Origin of the sequence: Crocosphaera chwakensis CCY0110, assembly GCF_000169335.1 — a bacterium.
Taxonomy (GTDB): Bacteria; Cyanobacteriota; Cyanobacteriia; order Cyanobacteriales; family Microcystaceae; genus Crocosphaera; species Crocosphaera chwakensis.
In genome coordinates this window covers 108,799-127,711 of record NZ_AAXW01000003.1, presented here as the reverse complement: position 1 = coordinate 127,711, position 18,913 = coordinate 108,799, and the positions used below count along the sequence as shown (strand labels likewise).

Annotated in this window: 19 protein-coding genes; 11 read left to right on the top strand and 8 right to left on the bottom strand. The window is 36.9% G+C overall.

What is annotated here, in order from left to right; all coding sequences use genetic code 11:
- Positions 1-45: 45 nt before the first annotated feature.
- Together CY0110_RS02900 and CY0110_RS02895 are read left to right on the top strand one after the other, a co-directional pair.
- Complete coding sequence (locus CY0110_RS02900) at positions 46-1,845, top strand: aspartate kinase (RefSeq protein WP_008273773.1); 1,800 nt, start codon at positions 46-48, stop codon at positions 1,843-1,845.
- A 195-nt stretch (positions 1,846-2,040) separates the two neighbouring features.
- The gene (locus tag CY0110_RS02895; RefSeq protein ID WP_008273772.1) at positions 2,041-2,235 is read left to right on the top strand and encodes a hypothetical protein; all 195 of its coding nucleotides are present in this window, start codon (positions 2,041-2,043) and stop codon (positions 2,233-2,235) included.
- A gap of 41 nt (positions 2,236-2,276) precedes the next feature.
- Here the strand turns inward: CY0110_RS02895 and CY0110_RS02890 are convergent, their stop codons facing one another.
- Positions 2,277-2,489 carry a hypothetical protein gene (locus CY0110_RS02890; protein WP_008273771.1) on the bottom strand — a complete coding sequence of 71 codons (213 nt, stop codon included), beginning with the start codon at positions 2,487-2,489 and terminating at the stop codon, positions 2,277-2,279.
- A 113-nt stretch (positions 2,490-2,602) separates the two neighbouring features.
- Positions 2,603-4,636 (bottom strand): hypothetical protein, encoded by a 2,034-nt coding sequence (locus CY0110_RS02885; RefSeq protein ID WP_008273770.1) that lies wholly within the window; start codon positions 4,634-4,636, stop codon positions 2,603-2,605.
- Positions 4,637-4,759: 123 nt separating this feature from the next.
- Between CY0110_RS02885 and CY0110_RS02880 the strand changes: the two genes are divergently transcribed.
- A complete protein-coding gene (locus tag CY0110_RS02880) occupies positions 4,760-5,074 on the top strand; it encodes a muconolactone Delta-isomerase (protein ID WP_008273769.1) in 315 nt (104 codons plus the stop codon).
- Positions 5,075-5,147: 73 nt separating this feature from the next.
- Here CY0110_RS02880 and CY0110_RS02875 read toward each other — a convergent pair whose 3' ends face one another.
- Positions 5,148-6,110, bottom strand: a complete 963-nt coding sequence (locus CY0110_RS02875) for an aldo/keto reductase (protein ID WP_008273768.1) — start codon at positions 6,108-6,110, stop codon at positions 5,148-5,150.
- An 867-nt stretch (positions 6,111-6,977) separates the two neighbouring features.
- Between CY0110_RS02875 and CY0110_RS02870 the strand changes: the two genes are divergently transcribed.
- The 6 genes from CY0110_RS02870 to CY0110_RS02845 all read left to right on the top strand — a co-directional run bounded on the left by CY0110_RS02870 (position 6,978) and on the right by CY0110_RS02845 (position 11,747).
- Positions 6,978-7,640, top strand: a complete 663-nt coding sequence (locus CY0110_RS02870) for a TIGR00266 family protein (protein ID WP_008273767.1) — start codon at positions 6,978-6,980, stop codon at positions 7,638-7,640.
- Positions 7,641-7,645: 5 nt separating this feature from the next.
- Positions 7,646-8,323 carry a TIGR00266 family protein gene (locus CY0110_RS02865; RefSeq protein WP_008273766.1) on the top strand — a complete coding sequence of 226 codons (678 nt, stop codon included), beginning with the start codon at positions 7,646-7,648 and terminating at the stop codon, positions 8,321-8,323.
- Positions 8,324-8,455: 132 nt separating this feature from the next.
- Complete coding sequence (locus CY0110_RS02860) at positions 8,456-9,154, top strand: TIGR00266 family protein (protein ID WP_008273765.1); 699 nt, start codon at positions 8,456-8,458, stop codon at positions 9,152-9,154.
- 42 nt (positions 9,155-9,196) lie between these two features.
- Positions 9,197-9,994, top strand: a complete 798-nt coding sequence (locus CY0110_RS02855; RefSeq protein ID WP_008273764.1) for a M48 family metallopeptidase — start codon at positions 9,197-9,199, stop codon at positions 9,992-9,994.
- A gap of 191 nt (positions 9,995-10,185) precedes the next feature.
- A complete protein-coding gene (locus CY0110_RS02850; protein WP_008273763.1) occupies positions 10,186-10,689 on the top strand; it encodes a TolB family protein in 504 nt (167 codons plus the stop codon).
- A 53-nt stretch (positions 10,690-10,742) separates the two neighbouring features.
- Positions 10,743-11,747, top strand: a complete 1,005-nt coding sequence (locus CY0110_RS02845) for a glycerophosphodiester phosphodiesterase (RefSeq protein WP_008273762.1) — start codon at positions 10,743-10,745, stop codon at positions 11,745-11,747.
- 48 nt (positions 11,748-11,795) lie between these two features.
- On the opposite strand, the gene CY0110_RS02840 is transcribed toward CY0110_RS02845, so the two are convergent.
- From CY0110_RS02840 to CY0110_RS02820, 5 genes are all read right to left on the bottom strand, one after another.
- Positions 11,796-11,933, bottom strand: coding sequence for a photosystem II reaction center protein K (locus CY0110_RS02840; protein ID WP_008273761.1), 138 nt, complete (start codon positions 11,931-11,933; stop codon positions 11,796-11,798).
- Positions 11,934-12,000: 67 nt separating this feature from the next.
- Positions 12,001-13,659, bottom strand: a complete 1,659-nt coding sequence (locus CY0110_RS02835) for an MBL fold metallo-hydrolase (protein ID WP_008273760.1) — start codon at positions 13,657-13,659, stop codon at positions 12,001-12,003.
- 127 nt (positions 13,660-13,786) lie between these two features.
- Positions 13,787-15,085: a histidinol dehydrogenase gene (gene hisD / locus CY0110_RS02830; RefSeq protein ID WP_008273759.1), complete on the bottom strand. Its 1,299-nt coding sequence runs from the start codon at positions 15,083-15,085 to the stop codon at positions 13,787-13,789.
- A 167-nt stretch (positions 15,086-15,252) separates the two neighbouring features.
- On the bottom strand, positions 15,253-15,990 hold the full coding sequence (locus tag CY0110_RS02825; protein ID WP_008273758.1) for an ABC transporter ATP-binding protein: 738 nt from the start codon (positions 15,988-15,990) through the stop codon (positions 15,253-15,255).
- Between the two features lie 53 nt (positions 15,991-16,043).
- Positions 16,044-16,271, bottom strand: coding sequence for an indolepyruvate ferredoxin oxidoreductase subunit alpha (locus CY0110_RS02820; RefSeq protein ID WP_008273757.1), 228 nt, complete (start codon positions 16,269-16,271; stop codon positions 16,044-16,046).
- Between the two features lie 308 nt (positions 16,272-16,579).
- Between CY0110_RS02820 and CY0110_RS02815 the strand changes: the two genes are divergently transcribed.
- Positions 16,580-17,722: an AZOBR_p60025 family cell surface glycopolymer formation protein gene (locus tag CY0110_RS02815; RefSeq protein ID WP_050779954.1), complete on the top strand. Its 1,143-nt coding sequence runs from the start codon at positions 16,580-16,582 to the stop codon at positions 17,720-17,722.
- Positions 17,723-17,825: 103 nt separating this feature from the next.
- Positions 17,826-18,548 carry a ribonuclease PH gene (gene rph / locus CY0110_RS02810; protein WP_008273755.1) on the top strand — a complete coding sequence of 241 codons (723 nt, stop codon included), beginning with the start codon at positions 17,826-17,828 and terminating at the stop codon, positions 18,546-18,548.
- The last annotated feature ends 365 nt before the right edge of the window (positions 18,549-18,913 follow it).

Below are 18,913 nucleotides of genomic sequence, written 5' to 3'. Positions count from 1 at the left end.
TGAATGCTAAATTAAAGAAGAGATATTTCTGCATCTGTTTCAACTATGGCTCTCATTGTCCAAAAATACGGGGGAACCTCCGTCGGGTCCGTCGAACGAATTCAAACCGTTGCTCAACGCATTCAGAAAACGGTTCAACAGGGAAATACGGTGGTTGTGGTTGTGTCTGCAATGGGAAAAACCACCGATACCCTAGTCAGTTTAGCCCAAGAAATCACCCCTAACCCTTCCCGACGGGAAATGGATATGTTACTCTCCACAGGAGAACAAGTCACCATTGCCCTATTAACCATGGCCCTACAAGAAATAGGACAAGCAGCCATCTCCTTAACCGGGGCGCAAGTTGGTATTGTCACCGAAGCAGAATATAGTCGAGCCCGCATCCTCTCCATTAAACCCGATCGCATTAAACGCCATCTCGATAAAGCTGAAGTTGTCGTTGTAGCAGGATTTCAGGGTATTAGTTCGAGGGAAAATTTAGAAATTACTACCCTAGGTCGAGGAGGTTCCGATACCTCCGCAGTCGCCCTCGCAGCAGCCCTAAAAGCCAGCTTTTGCGAGATTTACACCGATGTTCCAGGGATTTTGACAACCGACCCCCGTATTGTTCCAGAAGCAAGGTTAATGGACGAAATTACCTGCGATGAGATGCTAGAATTAGCCAGTTTAGGGGCGAAAGTGTTGCACCCTAGGGCAGTGGAAATTGCTCGTAATTATGGGGTTCGGTTGGTGGTGCGTTCCAGTTGGAGTGAAGCCCCTGGAACTACCGTTATTTCTCCTATTCCCAAACCCAGATCCCTCGAAGGGTTAGAAATTGCAAAAGCAGTGGATGCAGTAGAATTTGACGGAGAACAGGCAAAAATTGCCTTGTTACGGGTTCCTGATCGCCCTGGTATTGCAGCCCGTTTATTCGGCGAAATTGCCCATCAACAGGTGGATGTGGACTTAATTATTCAATCGATCCACGAAGGAAATAGTAATGATATCGCCTTCACGGTGATCAAAAATGTCTTAACTAAAGCAGAAGCTGTTGCAGAAGCGATCGCACCCGCGTTACGCAGTACCCCTTCCAACGCCACAGAAGCAGAGGTAATGGTAGAAACCGGCGTGGCTAAAATTTCCATCGCTGGTGCCGGAATGATTGGCCGGCCAGGGATTGCAGCAAAAATGTTTAAAACTTTGGCTAAGGCAAATATCAACATTGAAATGATTTCTACTTCAGAAGTAAAAGTCAGTTGTGTGGTAGCCAAAGAAGACGGCGATCGCGCAATTAAAGCGTTATGTGAAGCGTTTGATGTAGAATTATCCCCTAACCCTGTTGCATCCCAAGCAGTAGCGGTGTCTCCTCCGGTGCGTGGTGTGGCGTTAGATCAAAAACAGGCTCAAATTGCCATTCGTCACGTGAAAGATAAACCAGGGATGGCGGCCAGTATTTTTGGGATTTTGGCTGACAATAATATTAGTGTCGATACTATTATTCAATCGCAACGGTGTCGTATTTTAGACGAAATGCCAACCCGTGACATTGCTTTTACAGTCTGTCAAGGAGACGCTAAAGCAGCGTGTCAGGTATTAAATAGTTTATCTGATGGCTTTGATGAGGTAATTGTGGACGAAGATATCGCTAAAGTTAGTATTGTTGGTGCCGGTATGGTGGGACAACCTGGAGTCGCGGCCAAGTTTTTTGGTGCGTTAGCTGCAGAAAACATCAATATTTACATGATTGCTACCTCTGAGATTAAAATTAGTTGTGTGGTTCCCAAAAAAGAAGGGGTTAAGGCATTAAAAGCGGTTCATCAGGCGTTTGAGTTAGCTGGTATTGAAACGGTAGAAGTTCCTGCTTAAAATCCTAAAATAGGGGGAGGAGTAGAAAAACGTTCAACTCTGAACTCCGAACTACGAACCCATTTTTCCACTTATTTCCACTTATAGGGAAAAAACTAAAATAGCTAAATCCCTGAATTGATGGGCTTTTTGGGACTGACATCACCCCTTGTCACCTCATAAGATGAGGATAACAAGAGCAAAGAGGTCATCAAAATGTTCACTAACACCAACAACACCCACTTTATCCGCAACTATGTTATCCTTGCTGCAACTGTCATGATTACTTCTGTGGGTTTAACAGATACTTTCTTATCTCCCACTCGTACAGGACAACAAGAACGCCTCGATAGCTACGGACAGGTAGCAAAAGCAGGTTTGGTTGCTTACTCCCAAAGAATTGGTCGTTAAGATGACCTCTCTTCGTCTATACTCTGATTATCTTCTGATAACTAATTTTTATTAAGACTTTGTAATTGCTGAAGCAACACATCAATTTCAGCTTGTAGATGTAAATATTTGACTTGTTGTACCACTGGATAAGCTTTTTTTACTTTCATCATCTGATTATCTTTATCTTTCACCCCGAATAATTGCTTATTGGAACGGTTAGAGGTAATTTCAGAAGGTTCGGACGATGAACGAGACAAAATTTGAGTTGTCATAAATTTATTAAGTATATTTACTTATCTTGTTTGTTCTGCGATGCACATTATAACCAATCCTTGCGATCGTGTATAGTCCATCACATTAAAATTTTGTCACTGGGGGGATCTTCTTACTGTTGTCTATGATACACAGTCATTAAATTTCCTTGAGCGTTATACACTTCGATAGACTTACCAGTTTGATTACTTATTTTTTGTAAGCGGTGTTCAAAAGTAGAAAGATGGTTTAATAGTTCGACTTGAATTTGTAAATTACCTTGTGCTTTTGCTTGTAAAGCTGTTATCCATACCTGCTCTAAATACTGAGATTCTAGTTTCATTTTTATTAATTCTTCTGTTATTTGATAATCACAGATTTTCTGTTTCATGGTACACATTGTATCTAATTCTGCATTAATAGTTTTTGATTGTGTTAGTTGCTTTAATTGATTGGTAGCTTGGTTTAGGGCTAAATTATAGCTTGAAATAAACGGTTGAATTTGATTTCCTTTGAAGGTATTTTGAGGAACTTTTTTAATATACACGACAGCCATATTCCAGTAGTTAACAGCTTGCGACCATTGATTATTTTCTTCAGCTTTTTTTGCTAAGTTAGCATAATTATTAGCTTTTTCATATAGTCTAACTGCAACTGTTTCTTGTTTTTTACGTCTTTGCACACTTGTTTGATTAGATAAATAGGTTTTTAAAAGAGAACGAGAAGATTGATAAATTCTTGTGTTGGGTTGTATTTCTTGTAACCGTTTTATCGCTGTAACCCACGTATTATAAACTAATTGCAAATCCGATAATTGATCGGCGGTATTTTCTCTTTTTTGGGCTAAAAGTGCTGCTTCCTCAGCTTGCTGTAAACTTTTGTAGGCTTGTTTTTCTAAATTTATTTGATCATTAATGTTATCAATGATTTGTAAATAGTTTTGATAATTTTTGTTTTCTATTTCGTCTAAAAAATTATTATTATTAATCATTTCGATTTTTTTTAGTTCTGTTTCCATTTCTTGTTTTGCTGTTTCTAATTGTTCCATAGATAAAGAAGAATTTTTATATAAAGATATTATTTTATTGATTTGATCTCTTGCAGAATTTAATGCCAAGATATTATTTAATTTTTGTTTGTATTTTTCTTTTAAATGAGAAGATTCTTGATAATAATCAGACCAAAAAGGAATAGAATTTAATAATTTAATGGCTGATTCCAAATTTATTCTAGCTATATTGAAGTCAGAATTAGAAGCATTATTGTTTAATAAACTATCAGTCTGGTTAGAGAGTTCTTGAGCTTGCTTAATTTCTGGACATCCATTAAAGATACAGGGACGAGTCAACCCATAGAAAATAGTTAACAATATTAAAGTTCCCAAACTTCCACTAATCACAAACCATGATAATTGATTTGACTTAAAATTGTGATTTAAAGAGTCGATAAATTTTTGATACCAATTAAATATTAAATCTCTATGCTGTTTGATAAAAATTCTTCTATCTTTATTGAATAATTCCCAAGCTAAAATTTCTAGTAAACTGGGTTGTTTGTTTGATTCTACAAAACAATATTCTCCATTGATGTAATAATAAATTTCAATAAAATAAGCATGAGATAAATTTTCTTGTTTTAAAATTTTGTATAAAAAAGCTTCAATTTTTTCTAAGTCTACACAATTAAGATGAGGACAATCAACTAAAATAAGTAAAACTTCTCCTAAAAAACAATTGATTGAAAACGGAACAGACAATAAAGCAGTGTTTTCTAATTGCTTTTTTAAGAGTATTTCTAACGTCGTTAATCTTGTCGTATTTGGGATAGTATTTTTACTTACCATCATTTCTCTATCATCAATTCTTTTATCTAACAAATGGGTTGGCTCACCTACTTCTACAAAACAATATTCTCCATTGATATAATAATAAATTTCAATAAAATAAGCATGAGATAAATTTTCTTGTTTTAAAATTTTGTATAAAAAAGTTTCAATTTTTTCTAAGTCTACACAATTAAGATGAGGACAATCAACTAAAATAAGTAAAACTTCTCCTAAAAAACAATTAATTGAAAACGGAACAGACAATAAAGCAGCGTTTTCTAATTGCTTTTTTAAGAGTATTTCTAACGTCGTTAATCTTGTCGTATTTGGGATAGTATTCATCTTTATCATCACTCCTCTGTTAGCAGTTGTCCCATATTGCCATATTTATTGCCATTATGAGTGAGGAACAAACAAGTTACAATTTGTTCTGAATAACTAGGAGTGACAAGGAGTAACCCAAAAATGCTTTATCTTCTTGATTTTCAGGTAGAGTATGGACCAGCTATGACACAAAAGGATCTTTTTTCTGTGTGGTCAACAGAAGCAGAAGCAGCCTTAAATGCCAAAAAAGCAGGTGTCGTAGTAGATTTATGGAAATGTGTAGGAGAAAGACGGGTTATTGCCATTGTTAACGTCGAATCTCCTGATATGCTCGATCAAATTCTCTTTACTTTACCCATTATGAAAGCGATGGGGCAATATGTTAACGTCAAAGTGACCTCATTGCGTCGTTACGAGGACTTTGCTAATGATGTTAATCAATGGTTGCAAGAGTAGAATTATTTGTTTTAACCTACTTACTTTCTCCCATGTTGCGATCTCCCTATTCCCCACTTTTACTAACTATCAACTAATTAGGCATTAATGCTTGAAGTCGTTGGGGTTCATCTCCTAACCATTGAGGGTTTTGAGCAGTGCTATCAAAGATAGAAGAGGTTTTAAAGGGTTCATACTGACCTGTTACGGCAGCCTTAGCGGTCTTTTTCAATATTTCGTCAACTTGCTGTTGATCCATCGGTTTAAACGTGCGAACCGCTTCAAACGCTTGTTCTAGGATCTCTAAACTGTCAATACCAGTAATCACGACAGACGTGGGTAAATTTAAGGCATAATGCAAACATTCAATCGGGGTTACTGTATTTGAGCGCAATAAAATTCCGTTAGCCATCGTTTTCATCGCTAAAATACCGATATTTCGTTCAACCAGTTTCGGCACTACCTGTTGAGCAAAACTACGATAATGAGCATCCATGACATTTAGAGGCATTTGAACCGAATCAAACTTAAAGCCATTTTCTTCTGCAACCTCTAACATTTTTAAATGAATTTGCGGATCTTTATGACCTGTAAAGCCAATATAGCGAATTTTACCCGCTTCTTGGGCTTCTAAAAAGGCAACTTGCGCTCCTTCGGGGTCAAATATGCGATAAGGATCTTCGTAACGAATAATTTCGTGATGTTGCGCGAGATCGATATAATCAACTTGAAGGCGTTTTAAGGATTCATCTATCTGTTTGGCCGCTTCTTTTTTAGAACGTCCATCTATTTTAGTCATTAAAAAAGCTTTGTCTCGATAACCTCCTTTAAGTGCCTTTCCCATCCGTTGCTCACTAATACCGCCATTATAATCCCAACTATTATCCATGAAGGTAATACCGCGATCGATGGCTGTCTGAATAATTTTTAAACTGAGTTCTTCGTCAACTTTATCTAATCCTATATGCCAACCCCCAAGTCCAATAACGGATACTTTTTCCCCTGTACTGCCTAATTCTCGATAAAGCATTTCTGAGTTTTGAGCATTCGCTGACATACTGTCCCCTATTTATTGGTAATTGGCATTTTCTTGACTAACATAAATTAATTTAACCCAATCGAACCATAAATAATATCTCTCTAAAGACTGACCTAATACCAAGCTTTAATACCAGTCAATTGGATTCCGATTTAATTATCCTAATCTTAACGACTTAAACAAAACTACCAGAGTCTTGTGGGATATTTCCAATGTATTTCACCGCGACTTAAGATAGAAAGCTTAATTTTGCAACTATTACGACAATACAGTCCTTCGTGATTTATGTACTCTACATCATAAGTTCTAGTATATTTCTTGGCGTAATTATTCCATCTATTTGAAACAACAATATTAGTTGCACCTCTCAATGAAAGATAATTAGTTATGCGTTGTTTATGTCTTTTATAGTGTAAATATTGACTCAAAAAACTAATAATGATTGAAAATAATAAAAATATAGCAATTTCATTCATTTATCAGCACCTATTTTTTACTTATTGAAACTTTTATTCATAAAGTCGAGACGTTTTATAATGATAAAATTTTCTATAATTATGTTCATTTATATAGAATAATTCTTTTTTTTATTAAGGTTTTTTATCCTATTAACTTTTATGATATTATTGTTTTTGAAGTTTATACTACCGAAAAAATACTTAAAATTGTTTTTATTAAAAAAAGAGTAGTCATTTTCATATAGTCAAATAACTCAGGTAAAATTCTTATAACTAATCTCATAATTAAATAGTTAAGGAATACTCAAATTTTGCATCTTTATTTGTAAAGAAAATATAAGATAATAGAGAATAACTTATAATAGATGTAATAAAATCAGAATGTATCTGAGCTAAATTATCTCAGTTGTTATTTTCATTCATTACAATGCAATATGAAATCCGATATAAACCAGCGTTTGCTGCTATCTTTGTCACCTTAGCCCCTGGTGAAAGTATAATAGCCGAAGCTGGAGCCATGGCCAGTATGGATGGTCGTTTATCCATGAAAACAAAACTATCTGGCGGGTTTTTTGCAGCCATATTACGAAAATTTTTGGGGGGTGAATCCCTGTTTGTTAATGTCTTCAAAAATCAAACCTCTCAACCCTTAACCCTCGTTTTAACCCAATCAATCATAGGGGATATTGAGTGCATAGATTTAAGAGGCAATGAAATATGTTTTCAACCCGGTGCTTACATTGCCAGTAGTCCTAAAATTAACTTAGGCGTACAGTGGGCTGGTTTTGCTAGTTGGTTTGCAGGGGAAGGGTTATTTAAGTTAAAAGTCAGTGGTCACGGGACAGTCTTTTTTGGAGCTTACGGTGGTATCAGTAAACAAACCATTAGCGGAGAGTTTATTGTCGATAATAGTCATTTAGTCGCCTATAGCCCCGAAATTAAAATGAGTATTGGCTTATCCGGTGGATTAATCAGTTCTGTGACCTCTGGAGAAGGATTAGTCAACCGTTTAAAAGGAAATGGCATCATTTATCTGCAATCTCGTAGTGTTAGCGGTTTAGTGGGATTTTTACGCCCGAAAGTTAAGTAACAACAATGGATATTCAATTAATACATCAACCCGACAGTGCGATCGCAAAAGTTATCTTAAATGCAGGGGAAGAAATTGTCGCTCAAGCTGGTGCAATGGTTGCTATGAGTGGGTTTATCAACACCAGTACCACCCTCAGACAAGGCAAAGGTGGGGGAATTATGGGAGGGTTTAAACGAATGTTAGGGGGAGAATCTCTCTTTTTAAGTGTGTTTCGTTCCCCCACTGCAGAGGGGGAGGTATTTCTCGCCCCTAGATTGATGGGTGATATCTTAGTTTATGAGATGCAAGGTCAAGAATTAGTAGTACAAGCAGCTTCTTATTTAGCGTCTGCGAACGATGTAGACCTCGATTTGGGATTTCAAGGGATGAAATCTTTGTTTTCTGGAGAATCAATTTTTTGGCTGAGTGTCACAGGATATGGACCCGTTATTTTAACGTCTTTTGGAGGTATTTATGAAATTGAAGTGGATGGGGATTATGTGGTAGATACGGGTCATATTGTCGCTTTTGAGAGAAGTTTGGATTTTCGCATTGATAAAGCTAATTCGAGTTGGTTAGGGGCATTTTTTGGCGGTGAAGGATTTATTTGTCGTTTTCATGGCAAGGGTAAAGTTTATTGTCAAACCCATAACCCCGGTAGTTTTGGGTCTATTGTTGGTTCTCAATTACCACCTAAATAAGTACCTGAATAAAAATAAACGTTACTGTCAAGGGAGCAGGGAGAGGGGTTACAGCTTGTTTACATTTTTTAAAACAGTTGATTATATTTATGTCTGACTACTTAGTTATTGTTTATTTTAGGTAAATTTTAGATGTCAAATATTGCATATCAAATCGAACATTCTCCTGCTTATGCTTCATTAATTCTTGATTTGCGTCCTCAGCAAACTGTCTTAGTTGAAGCTTCAGCGATGGCTGCGATGGATACCTCTATAAAAATGAAATCTAAAGTAAAAGGTGGATTAATGAAAGGGTTAGGCCGAATGTTAGGAGGTGAATCCCTTTTTATTAATGAATTTACCGCCGAAAATAATGCAGGAAGACTTTATATTTCTCCTGGGGTTCCTGGAGATATTCAATACTATTCTTTAGAAAGTCGTTGCGGTTTATTGGTTCAATCATCGGGGTTTGTTGCTTGTAGTGATACGGTAGAAATGGATACCCAGTTTCAAGGGTTTAAAGGGTTTTTTAGTGGAGAATCTTTATTCTTATTAAGAGCAACCGGACGGGGGGATTTTTGGTTTAGTTCCTATGGGGCTATTTTAGAAGTTCCTGTTACTAATAATTATGTAGTTGATACCAGTTATGTTGTCGCTTTTGAAGATACTTTAAACTACAATGTTGAAATGATTGGCGGTTTATCTTTTAGAAATTTAAAAACAGGAATTTTAGGAGGTGAAGGGTTAGTTTGTCGCTTTAGTGGTCAAGGTCGTCTCTGGATTCAAAGCCGTGCTATTTATCCTTTACTCAACTTTTTACGTCCCTTTCGACCGACAAAAAGTAATGATTAAAATCAATCAATTTTCATTATAAAAATCACTTTTGATTTCGTTATGAGCGATCGCAATCCTCCCCCGAATTTTCGTCAACTTTTTATAATATTAGGAATTTTTCTAATTATTATCATACTTATTATTCAGTTAATCTCATTTTTAGTTGATTGGGGAATCACTTATATTCCCGTTAGTTGGGAACAAAAACTAGGCTCGATTGTGGTTCCTATTTATGAAGAAAAATCAGAAGATTCGCCTCAACAACAAGTTTTAAATCAGCTTTTAGATCGTTTAGAATCACAAATTGATGATGAATCCATAGCCAAAAGAGATTATCGAGTTATTTATATACCAGAAGATACTGTCAATGCTTTTGCTATTCCTGGGGATGTGATTGGGGTGTTTCAAGGGTTAGTAGAAAAGGTAAACTCAGAGAATGAATTAATGATGATTTTAGGTCATGAATTAGGCCATTTTTCTCATCGAGATCATCTGCGAGGTTTAGGAAAAGCATTAATTATTCAAATAGCGATCGCAACTGTTGCAGGAGACAATACTCTCTTATCTAATAGTATTGGAACTATTACTGAAACTATCAGCAATAGTCACTATTCTCGTTCCCAAGAATATCAAGCGGATGAATATGGTTTAATGTTATTAAATAAAACCTATGGTCATGTAGTAGGTGCAACAGATTTTTTTAAGCATCTTGATCAGAAAAAAGCATTAAATTGGGATTTTTTCTCTACTCATCCCGCTTCAAAAAAACGGGTCAAAAGACTCAATCAATTAATTGAGCAACAACAATATAAAATCGGATCTTACTCTAAGTTAGACCCTCGTTTAGTTAATAATTAATTCTGACTACTGTCTCCTAATACTAGATCCGTTTTAGATAGTATAGTATTAAGTCTTGAAGCAGGGAGCAGGGAGAAAAAATGTTACTCTACTAAAATAAGCGGATTTGGTATAACTCCTGACTCCTGACTCCTGACTCCTGACTCCAAAGAAACGATAAAATAGAATTTAAAGATAACAATTATTCCATAATGCAGTTTCGTCTGTTTATAGTTCTTATCCTATTAATGGGAATGTTCCTTAGTAGCTGTCGTCATCCCCTGTTAACGACCCCAGAAATACCCACCGGCGGACTCAATACGAAATCCCCCGAAGAATACCCAACCTATAGCGGAGACGGTCGTTATTTAGCCTTTGCTTCAGAACGTCAAGGTCATCGAGATATTTATCTGTTTGATTTAGAACAGAAGCGTCTTGTTTCTTTGCCTAATCTTAATCGTAGAGATTCTAGTCAAGACCAACCTGCTTTAAGCTTTGATGGACGTTATTTGGTCTATGTTTCCACTGAACGAGGTAAACCGGATATTATGGTCTATGATCGCAACAAACAACGCTCTACGTTACTTTCAGCTAATGTTCGGGGTTCGGTTCGACAACCCACCATTACCGGAGATGGGTCACAAGTCGCTTTTCAAACCACTCAACTCGGAGAATGGAATATTGCGATCGTTAATCATCAAGTCTCAGGGAACTAACATAAATCCCCCCACACCCTACACCCTATCTTCCCTAATACGTTATGACGCAGATGCAAAATGGGAGTCAAAAACCGATTATTATTGCTCATCGAGGTGCGAGTGGTTATCGTCCTGAGCATACCTTAGAAGCTTATCAATTAGCTATTGAAATGGGAGCTAATTTTATCGAACCGGACTTAGTTTCGACTAAAGACGGGGTATTAATTGCTCGCCATGAAGTTAATATTACGGATACGACTAATATAAGCGATCGCCCTGAATTTTTTTCTCGTTATACAACAAAAATCATTGATGGAAAAAAAGAAACGGGTTGGTTTGCCGATGATTTTACTTTAGCCGAAATTAAAACATTACGGGCAGTTCAAAGTCTTAAGTTTCGAGATCAATCTTTTGATGGTTTATTTGAGATTCCTACGTTTCAAGAAATCATTGATTTAGTTCAACAAGTTGAAACTGATACTGGAAAAAAAGTTGGTATTTATCCCGAAACCAAACATCCGACTTATCATGATTCTGTCGGTTTATCATTAGAAGAACCCTTAGTCAAACTATTAAAAGATAATCAATTTTGCGATCGCGATCGCCTTTTTATTCAGTCCTTTGAAGTAAGTAACTTACAAAAACTCCGCAGTCTCATTGATGTTCCCTTAGTTCAATTATTGAATGCAGGGAGTATTGAAAGAGATGGCACGTTGATCGAAACCCAACCCTATGATTTTGTGGTTAATGGTGATTCTCGCACCTATGGAGAGTTGCGAACCCCAACAGGATTAGCTGACATTGCTATTTATGCTAATGCGATCGGCCCTTGGAAGCGGATGATTGTTTCAGTTGACGAAACTAATAAAATTTTACTTCCCCCTACCTCACTCATTGATGATGCTCATGATGTGGGTTTGTTAGTTCATCCGTTTACCTTTCGCAATGAAAATGCTTACTTAGCGACCAATTATAATGGCGATCCTCAATTAGAATATCAACAATTTTTTAACTTAGGGGTTGATGGTGTCTTTAGTGATTTTCCTGATATAGCTGTTAAAACTCTCAATCAATGAAAAATTTTCATTGATTGAGGGTATGATTAAAGTTTTCGCTGTTAGGTTTTACTTAAAACCAACAGCAGCTTGCCAAACGAAGGCTAAAGCCAAGAAAAACAGAGGAATAACTGGTAATACGTCTACCAGAGGATCGAAAATTTGATAAGCTTCGGGTAATTTTGCTAAAAGGAATACTGTTTCCATATGGTTATCTACCTTCCCAACTCTTTTATATTATGGATCACAAAATATCCTATCATAAACACGGTGATTACTCATCTTCTTGTTTGGGAAGGGGTTCAAACACAGGACAATAACCTTCTGGGGTTACTTTAAAACCATAAAGAGGAGATTGAGAATTCCAACACCGTTGACCCCGATAATGACAACAAGTTAAACAACAATCTAAATCATTGATCACTTTATCAGTATTGTTTTGGTTGAGGAGTTCCCTTTGAGGAATCCCTCGAAATACCAACTCGTCTCCTTGCCAACGGGCTTCAACCAGTCCCGTATCAGCAAAATAACGCCAGTGAGGATCATCAATAATGCTGTGAGGTAACGTAATGGTAATATTTCTGTCTAGATCATTTAATTCTCCCTCATAAACCCCAGGAGAGGGGGCTGCCGGTTGAATAAACTTATCTCCTATGGGTAGTTCCACTAATTTTCCCGTTGAAGGAAGATGAAGTTGATAACGGTTTTGTAACTCTTCTAAACTGGTTAAATCCGTTAAGTTGATGGGAGAACCATGAACAAAAATAATATGTTGGGGTCGTAAATTATGGATTAACTGAGTGGTGTTACGACCATCACTATGTTCAGCCAAAACATAAGACTCCGTATGAACGGACACCTTTTCCATGAACTTAACAATGTCGGGTGATTCTAGGGTTTGTCCTTCATGGGGTGCAGCCGGGAATAACATTACCCACAACCCGGATAGAAGGTACCCTTCATCGTAAAGGGTAGTGATATTATCGGTTAAGACAACGCAAGGGGTTTGTCCAATTTTTCCCCGTTGTTGAGGGGTTAAGCGACGTAAACGGGGACAAATTCGCTCATCCCAAAAGAGCGGTTGATGTTTGGCAAAATTTTGTACTGATATAGGAAATTCTGGCAGTAAATCTAAATAGCGATCGCAGGCGTTGGCTACTTGCCCATCAACCCAGATATCTAAGTCTCGTCCCGTAAACTGATGATGAGAACGCAGCAATTTCAAAATTTCTTGTCCTAACCCCAAGGTTGGCACGGGTAACACCACACTATAACCGTGGGTTAAACACTCATGAATGCGCTGCATCAACTCCTTTTCTTGTTGACGACGATGGGGATGGCGCATGGTGCCATAAGTTCCTTCAATGATTAAAATATCAGGGGATAAGCCTCTTAATGCCTCAATGGAGAGTCCTTCGACCAATTGAAGATTGGATAAGGAAAAGTCTCCTGTGTACAGTAATTTATAGGCACGTTCGACGGTACGATAGGTTAATGAGATAGAGGCGGCCCCTGGTAAATGGCCAGCCCTAAATAACTGCACTGTCAAATCATCAAACAACTCAAAGGGTTTTTCCCAAAATAGTCCCTGACAAAAGTTAGCGGTTTTGGGAGAATTTTTTTCAGGCCAATTTAAAGGTAGTAGTTGTTTGGTAACGTGACTGGCATAAATGGGGATAGTCGGAAAGGCTTCATGAAGTGCTTTTAATCCTCTGGCATGATCACTATGGGCGTGACTACAGAAGACTGCGTCTACTGGCGGTTGGTTTTGATTGATTAGGGGTGTGAGGTCCCTTAAACCGCAATCAAGCAAGATGCGATGGGGGCCTAATTGTAGCTCTAGACAGATCCCTTCATGATCATGACCAACTCCATAGGGTAAACAGACGAAACGGGTTGGACGATGCTCAGCTTTAGGAGGACGTTGACTCATAGACACTTGTTTTCAGCTCTTGAGAGAGCTTAATTAGTATCAAGGATAACAAAGTTTTTTAATTGTATCGAATCTCTAGTATAAAGTTAATTATTTCAGTGATCCGTGATTAATTATCGTTGAGTGATCACTGATAATCTTCCCCTTCGATTAACCGTAAATTCATTGCATCGGCGGTTCCTGGTAACCCTTCTGCTAGGGCTAAAATTTCTAAGGCACTGGCTAATTTTTTCAGCGCAGCAGGAGAATATTCGATGAGATGGGACGGTTTTAAGAAGGTTTCCACTCGCACAGAAGAAGCATAACGAATTAATCCGGAGGGGGGCAAAATTACGCCTCCAGTCCCTAAATAGTCCCCAACGGCTTTGGGAGTATTATGTCCAACGAAAAGACTACCGACGGCACGAATTTTTTCTACTATGTTCCAGGGGTCAGCTAGGGCTAACATCACGTAATGAGGAGCAAATTGATTGGTGATGTTGATGGCTTGTTCAAGGGAGTCTAATACGATAATTAAGCTATAGTGGGCGATCGCTTTTTCGGATAAAATGCCGTGGGCGTTATCTTGTAATTTTTCTTGTACCTTGGTTTGAATTTTTTGGGCTAAACTTAAATCCGTTGTCAGAACAATCACGGCACTACTGGGATCTTGTTCAACTTGTGCTAATAAGTCGGCAGCAATGTGGCTTTCTTTAGCGGTTGCGTCGGCAATAATGAACAATTCTGAGGCATCGACAGGGGTATCAATGGTAACAGTCCCGTGAACCATGCGTTTAGCTAAGATAACATCTAATCCACCGGTTCCTGTGATCACTTCTACTTGAGGAATGGTTTCAGTTCCATAGGCTAAAGCAGCAATGGCTTTTGCTCCTCCCATGCGATAAATTTGATTCACTCCACTGACTTGAGCGGACACTAGAATATCTGGGGGTACTTTGCCAGTTTCATCGGGGGGAGTGACGAGGATAATTTCGGGGACTTTGGCAATTTTTGCCGGTAGGGTTTGCATTAATACCCGACTCATGGGAGAACCTTGTTCCCAGGCCACATAAATGCCGGCTCGCTTGACGGGGGTGTACCGTTTGCCTACGACTACATCGTCGTCTTCAAATTTTACCCAAGGTTTGGGGAGTTGTTGTTTATAGAAGCTTTCTAGTTTTTGACTGACGGTTTGAATGGCATCGAGTAATTCTTTGGGAATCTTTTGATAGGCTGCGTCTAAGTCGGAACCGCTTACTTTGAGATGGGTGGGGGTAGTGAGAAGGTCAAAGGGTTCAAAGAGTCCTTGGTCGCCTTGGTGCTTAATTCTTTCGAGAATTTCTGCCACAGCAACCTCTTTTGCTTGAATCTCGTCTCGATAAGGGCGATCGCGGATTCTTTGCAATTCTGTGTCTATCTCAGCTGACTGGGTGATGATTCGCAGCATGGAGTTGTATCACTTTGCTATAGTCGCTAAGCCAGAATTTACAGTCTTTCTCCACTTAAATTTAAGAAAGAAACTTGCTTCTAACCTTTGATAGGACTGTTGTTAATCCTTTCCTTATCTAGCTTACCTTGTATTTTTGAAATTGTAGTCATCTTGAGAACTTTCTCCTACACTTCTCCTTCGGATTCTTGATAAGCTGCTCCTAAATAGAGTTGTCCTACTTTGGGATCGTTGAGTAATTCTTCTCCTGATCCTTCAAAGCGATCGCGACCATTTTCTAGGACATATCCGCGATCAGCCATCATTAGAGCTTTTTTGGCGTTTTGTTCGACTAAGACGATGGCTTTTCCTGTTTGATTAATGGCTTTGATTTGTTCAAAGACGCTATTGACCAAGATAGGAGACAAGGCGGCCGAGGGTTCGTCTAATAATAAAACGTCGGGGTCTAACATTAATGCCCGTCCCATGGCTAACATTTGTCTTTCTCCTCCGGATAGGGTTCCTGCTTTTTGGCGACGACGTTCGGCTAGTCGGGGAAACATGGTGTATATTTTATCTTTTTGTTTTTTTAAGGAGCCATGACTGATAAACGCTCCCATTTCTAAGTTTTCTTCTATACTTAGGGTGGCAAAAACATTAGAAATTTGAGGAACATAACACATTCCCAATTTTACAATTTGATCTGATTTTAATCCTGTGATATTTTTTCCTTTAAAAGTGATTTGACCTTGATTGGTTTTGAGCAGTCCGAAAATTGTTTTTACTAATGTGGATTTTCCGGCACCATTGGGGCCGATTACCGTTACTAATTCCCCTAAAGAAATACGAAAGTTGATGCCTTGTAAAATGTTTAAATCTTTTACATATCCGGCATAAACATCCTTAACTTCTAAGATATTTTCCATTGTTTCAATCGTTTTTAGACCAATTCACTTATTACCAAATAACTGTTATTCTCTTAGGATGGCGTTTTTTGTAGGTCAGGTCTTTCTTCTGGTAAAATGGCGCCTTCAACCGGACAAACTTGTAAGCAAATTCCACAATCAATACAGGTGGCAAAATCGATCCAGTACCAGTCTGTACCCTTGACATTTTTTCCTGGTCCTTCGTGAATACAAGCGACGGGACAAGCGTCTACGCAATCGGCAATCCCTTCACAGGTTTTGGTTACAATGGTGTGTGGCAAAGTTGTTCTCCTTATTCAGGTTAAGTCGTTTCTTATTGTAAAGTATATCGGTTATAATGACACTTTGACAACCCTTATTTAGAGCTATATTTTTACTCAATAGCTATTGATAAAGTTAGAAATAAAGTCTTACTTTTCTATATTTCAAAAAAATTATATAAATAATGATCGTTACTGAGCATTTTCTGAATTTTTTCAGTTTCAATATTTTCTAAAGGCTTACAATTTAGGAACAATTTTAAGAAATCACAGTCAACACATTTATTGAATTTGTACTTTTGTTTTATTTTAAAATTCTTTTATTTAAAATGTTTATAACTGACCAAGACAAAAATTTTAATAATCTTATTAATATATTAATTAGTACATTAATTGTTTTCTCTGTCACTTTATATTTTTATTTTTTCAAATTTGATGGGAACATTACAGGTTTTTTTCGCATTGGTTCAATTTTACCTCTTTCTCCTTTTTTAAATGCTGAAACGACTTTCATTTATCAAGGAGAAATTGGTTATGATGGTCAACAATTTTTAAGTTTAGCTCTTGATCCTTTTTTACAAAATTCTGAAACCATTAATAGTTTAGATCATCCAATCTATCGTTATCGTCGTATTTTTTACCCTTTCGTTAGTTATCTTTTAGCTTTGGGAAATAAAACTTTAATTCCTTACATCATGGTAGCAATAAATGCTTTTTCTATTATCATTATTGTTGCTATTACAGATTTATATTTTAAATCTGATAACGTTTCAAAATTTCAATCTCTTTTTACCCTATGTATTCCTGGGGTCTGGATGGTGTTATCTTTAGGCACTGCTGATTTATTTAGTAGTGTTTTTTTAATTGCTTCTTTTTATTGTTATCGTTACGAAAAATATAAATTAACGGCTTTATTTATTAGTCTCGGTTGTTTAACCAGAGAAACTTTATTAATTGTTTGGTTTGCTTTATTTTTAACCAGTTTAATACAAAAAAGATTCAAGCAGATTCAGTATTTATTATATGGATTAATACCACCCATTTTATGGACTGTGTATATTAGTTTCTTAGACTTACCTGGGAAAGTAAGGGTTAAAGATAATTTTGGGTTTCCTTTTCTGGGAATCATTAATAAACTAATTAGTATTGTAACAGGAGAATTAAACGGAAGTAACTTATTTGAGGCTTATATGTTCTTCATTTTGCTGTTTAGTTTTGTCGCAATTTTTATCTTATATATAAAACATCGTCAACCTAATTTATTAATGCAAACAGGCAATACTTTTTATAGTGTAATGTTTGCTTTTAGTAGTATGACGATTTTAGGGTACTATTTAGATTATTCACGAGTCTTTATGGATGTTTATTTCTTATTATTACTGAGTGTCAATTTAACTAAAATACCTTATAAGACTATCTTGTTTTCAGTTTCGGGTATAGGAAGCTTAGCTTTCTTGATTTTACATTCTTAAATTATAGAAAATAGTGATAATAAGTAAGATAAAACTAAATCCTTGCTTTTGTCAGCATTCATGGTAAGATGCAAAGGCAAAAAATAAATTTTTATTGTAAATTATGTCTTGGCAACGTCCTGATGGCCGTCAACCGAACCAACTACGTCCTGTTAATTTTGAACTTAATTTTACTCGCTTTTCTGCCGGTTCTGTTGTAATTGAATGCGGTGAAACAAAAGTGCTTTGCACTGCGAGTATTGAAGATAGAGTTCCTCGTTTTCTCTTAGGAAGTGGTCAAGGATGGTTAACCGCAGAATATAGAATGCTACCTAGTGCAACACAGGAACGTCAACGAAGAGAACTTTTAAAACTATCAGGAAGAACTCAAGAAATACAACGATTAATCGGGAGAAGTTTACGATCTTGTATTGATTTACAACAGTTAGGAGAAAGAAGTATTACCATTGATTGTGATGTCTTGCAAGCTGATGCTGGAACCCGTACTGCTTCTATTACAGGAGGCTATGTGGCCTTAGGTTTAGCGGTCAATAAGTTGATCAAACAAGGGGAATTAATTCAGTCTCCTTTACGCTTTCCTGTGGCAGCAATATCAGTGGGGTTAATTGAAGGAGAGGCATTTCTCGACTTGAATTATCCTGAAGATTCTAAAGCAGATATTGATTTTAATGTGGTTATGACAGAAAATTTAGACCTCATTGAAGTACAAGGAACAGCCGAAGAAAATAGTTTTACTCGTTCTCAACTTAATGATATCTTAGATTTAGCAGAAATTGGCATCAAAGAGTTAGTTTCTTTGCAAAATAAAGTGTTAAATGAGGTGTAACCGTAGAGGCTTAATAATATTAAGCCCTAACAGAAGTAGTTTACTGTATCGTTTTATAACTGTGTAATTATACATATTGCGATCGCACTTATAAATCGCGGTTATTAAAAGTCTCACAAATACGATCACTTCGTTAGAGTTTACATAACCTTATTTTTGTCAAGAGCAGCACTTTACAAAGTTTACATAGGTTAGTACAGATGCTCAACACCGAGGTACAAAAAAGAAAAAAACTGTCTAAAATGTCATCATTTTTTTAACGACGTAACGAAGTATTAGGATTAATTGAGGTTAAATCGTTAAGTTGACATACGTACTGTAGAGTTTCATCGTTACAAATATACCCCAAAGCCAGTAAATTGGTC

Bases quoted from the DNA above. Each gene is read 5' to 3' on its own strand.
- CY0110_RS02900 (WP_008273773.1), top strand. From the start codon at position 46: ATGGCTCTCATTGTCCAAAAATACGGGGGAACCTCCGTCGGGTCCGTC.
- CY0110_RS02895 (WP_008273772.1), top strand. From the start codon at position 2,041: ATGTTCACTAACACCAACAACACCCACTTTATCCGCAACTATGTTATC.
- CY0110_RS02890 (WP_008273771.1), bottom strand. From the start codon at position 2,489: ATGACAACTCAAATTTTGTCTCGTTCATCGTCCGAACCTTCTGAAATT.
- CY0110_RS02885 (WP_008273770.1), bottom strand. From the start codon at position 4,636: ATGAATACTATCCCAAATACGACAAGATTAACGACGTTAGAAATACTC.
- CY0110_RS02880 (WP_008273769.1), top strand. From the start codon at position 4,760: ATGCTTTATCTTCTTGATTTTCAGGTAGAGTATGGACCAGCTATGACA.
- CY0110_RS02875 (WP_008273768.1), bottom strand. From the start codon at position 6,110: ATGTCAGCGAATGCTCAAAACTCAGAAATGCTTTATCGAGAATTAGGC.
- CY0110_RS02870 (WP_008273767.1), top strand. From the start codon at position 6,978: ATGCAATATGAAATCCGATATAAACCAGCGTTTGCTGCTATCTTTGTC.
- CY0110_RS02865 (WP_008273766.1), top strand. From the start codon at position 7,646: ATGGATATTCAATTAATACATCAACCCGACAGTGCGATCGCAAAAGTT.
- CY0110_RS02860 (WP_008273765.1), top strand. From the start codon at position 8,456: ATGTCAAATATTGCATATCAAATCGAACATTCTCCTGCTTATGCTTCA.
- CY0110_RS02855 (WP_008273764.1), top strand. From the start codon at position 9,197: ATGAGCGATCGCAATCCTCCCCCGAATTTTCGTCAACTTTTTATAATA.
- CY0110_RS02850 (WP_008273763.1), top strand. From the start codon at position 10,186: ATGCAGTTTCGTCTGTTTATAGTTCTTATCCTATTAATGGGAATGTTC.
- CY0110_RS02845 (WP_008273762.1), top strand. From the start codon at position 10,743: ATGCAAAATGGGAGTCAAAAACCGATTATTATTGCTCATCGAGGTGCG.
- CY0110_RS02840 (WP_008273761.1), bottom strand. From the start codon at position 11,933: ATGGAAACAGTATTCCTTTTAGCAAAATTACCCGAAGCTTATCAAATT.
- CY0110_RS02835 (WP_008273760.1), bottom strand. From the start codon at position 13,659: ATGAGTCAACGTCCTCCTAAAGCTGAGCATCGTCCAACCCGTTTCGTC.
- hisD (WP_008273759.1), bottom strand. From the start codon at position 15,085: ATGCTGCGAATCATCACCCAGTCAGCTGAGATAGACACAGAATTGCAA.
- CY0110_RS02825 (WP_008273758.1), bottom strand. From the start codon at position 15,990: ATGGAAAATATCTTAGAAGTTAAGGATGTTTATGCCGGATATGTAAAA.
- CY0110_RS02815 (WP_050779954.1), top strand. From the start codon at position 16,580: ATGTTTATAACTGACCAAGACAAAAATTTTAATAATCTTATTAATATA.
- rph (WP_008273755.1), top strand. From the start codon at position 17,826: ATGTCTTGGCAACGTCCTGATGGCCGTCAACCGAACCAACTACGTCCT.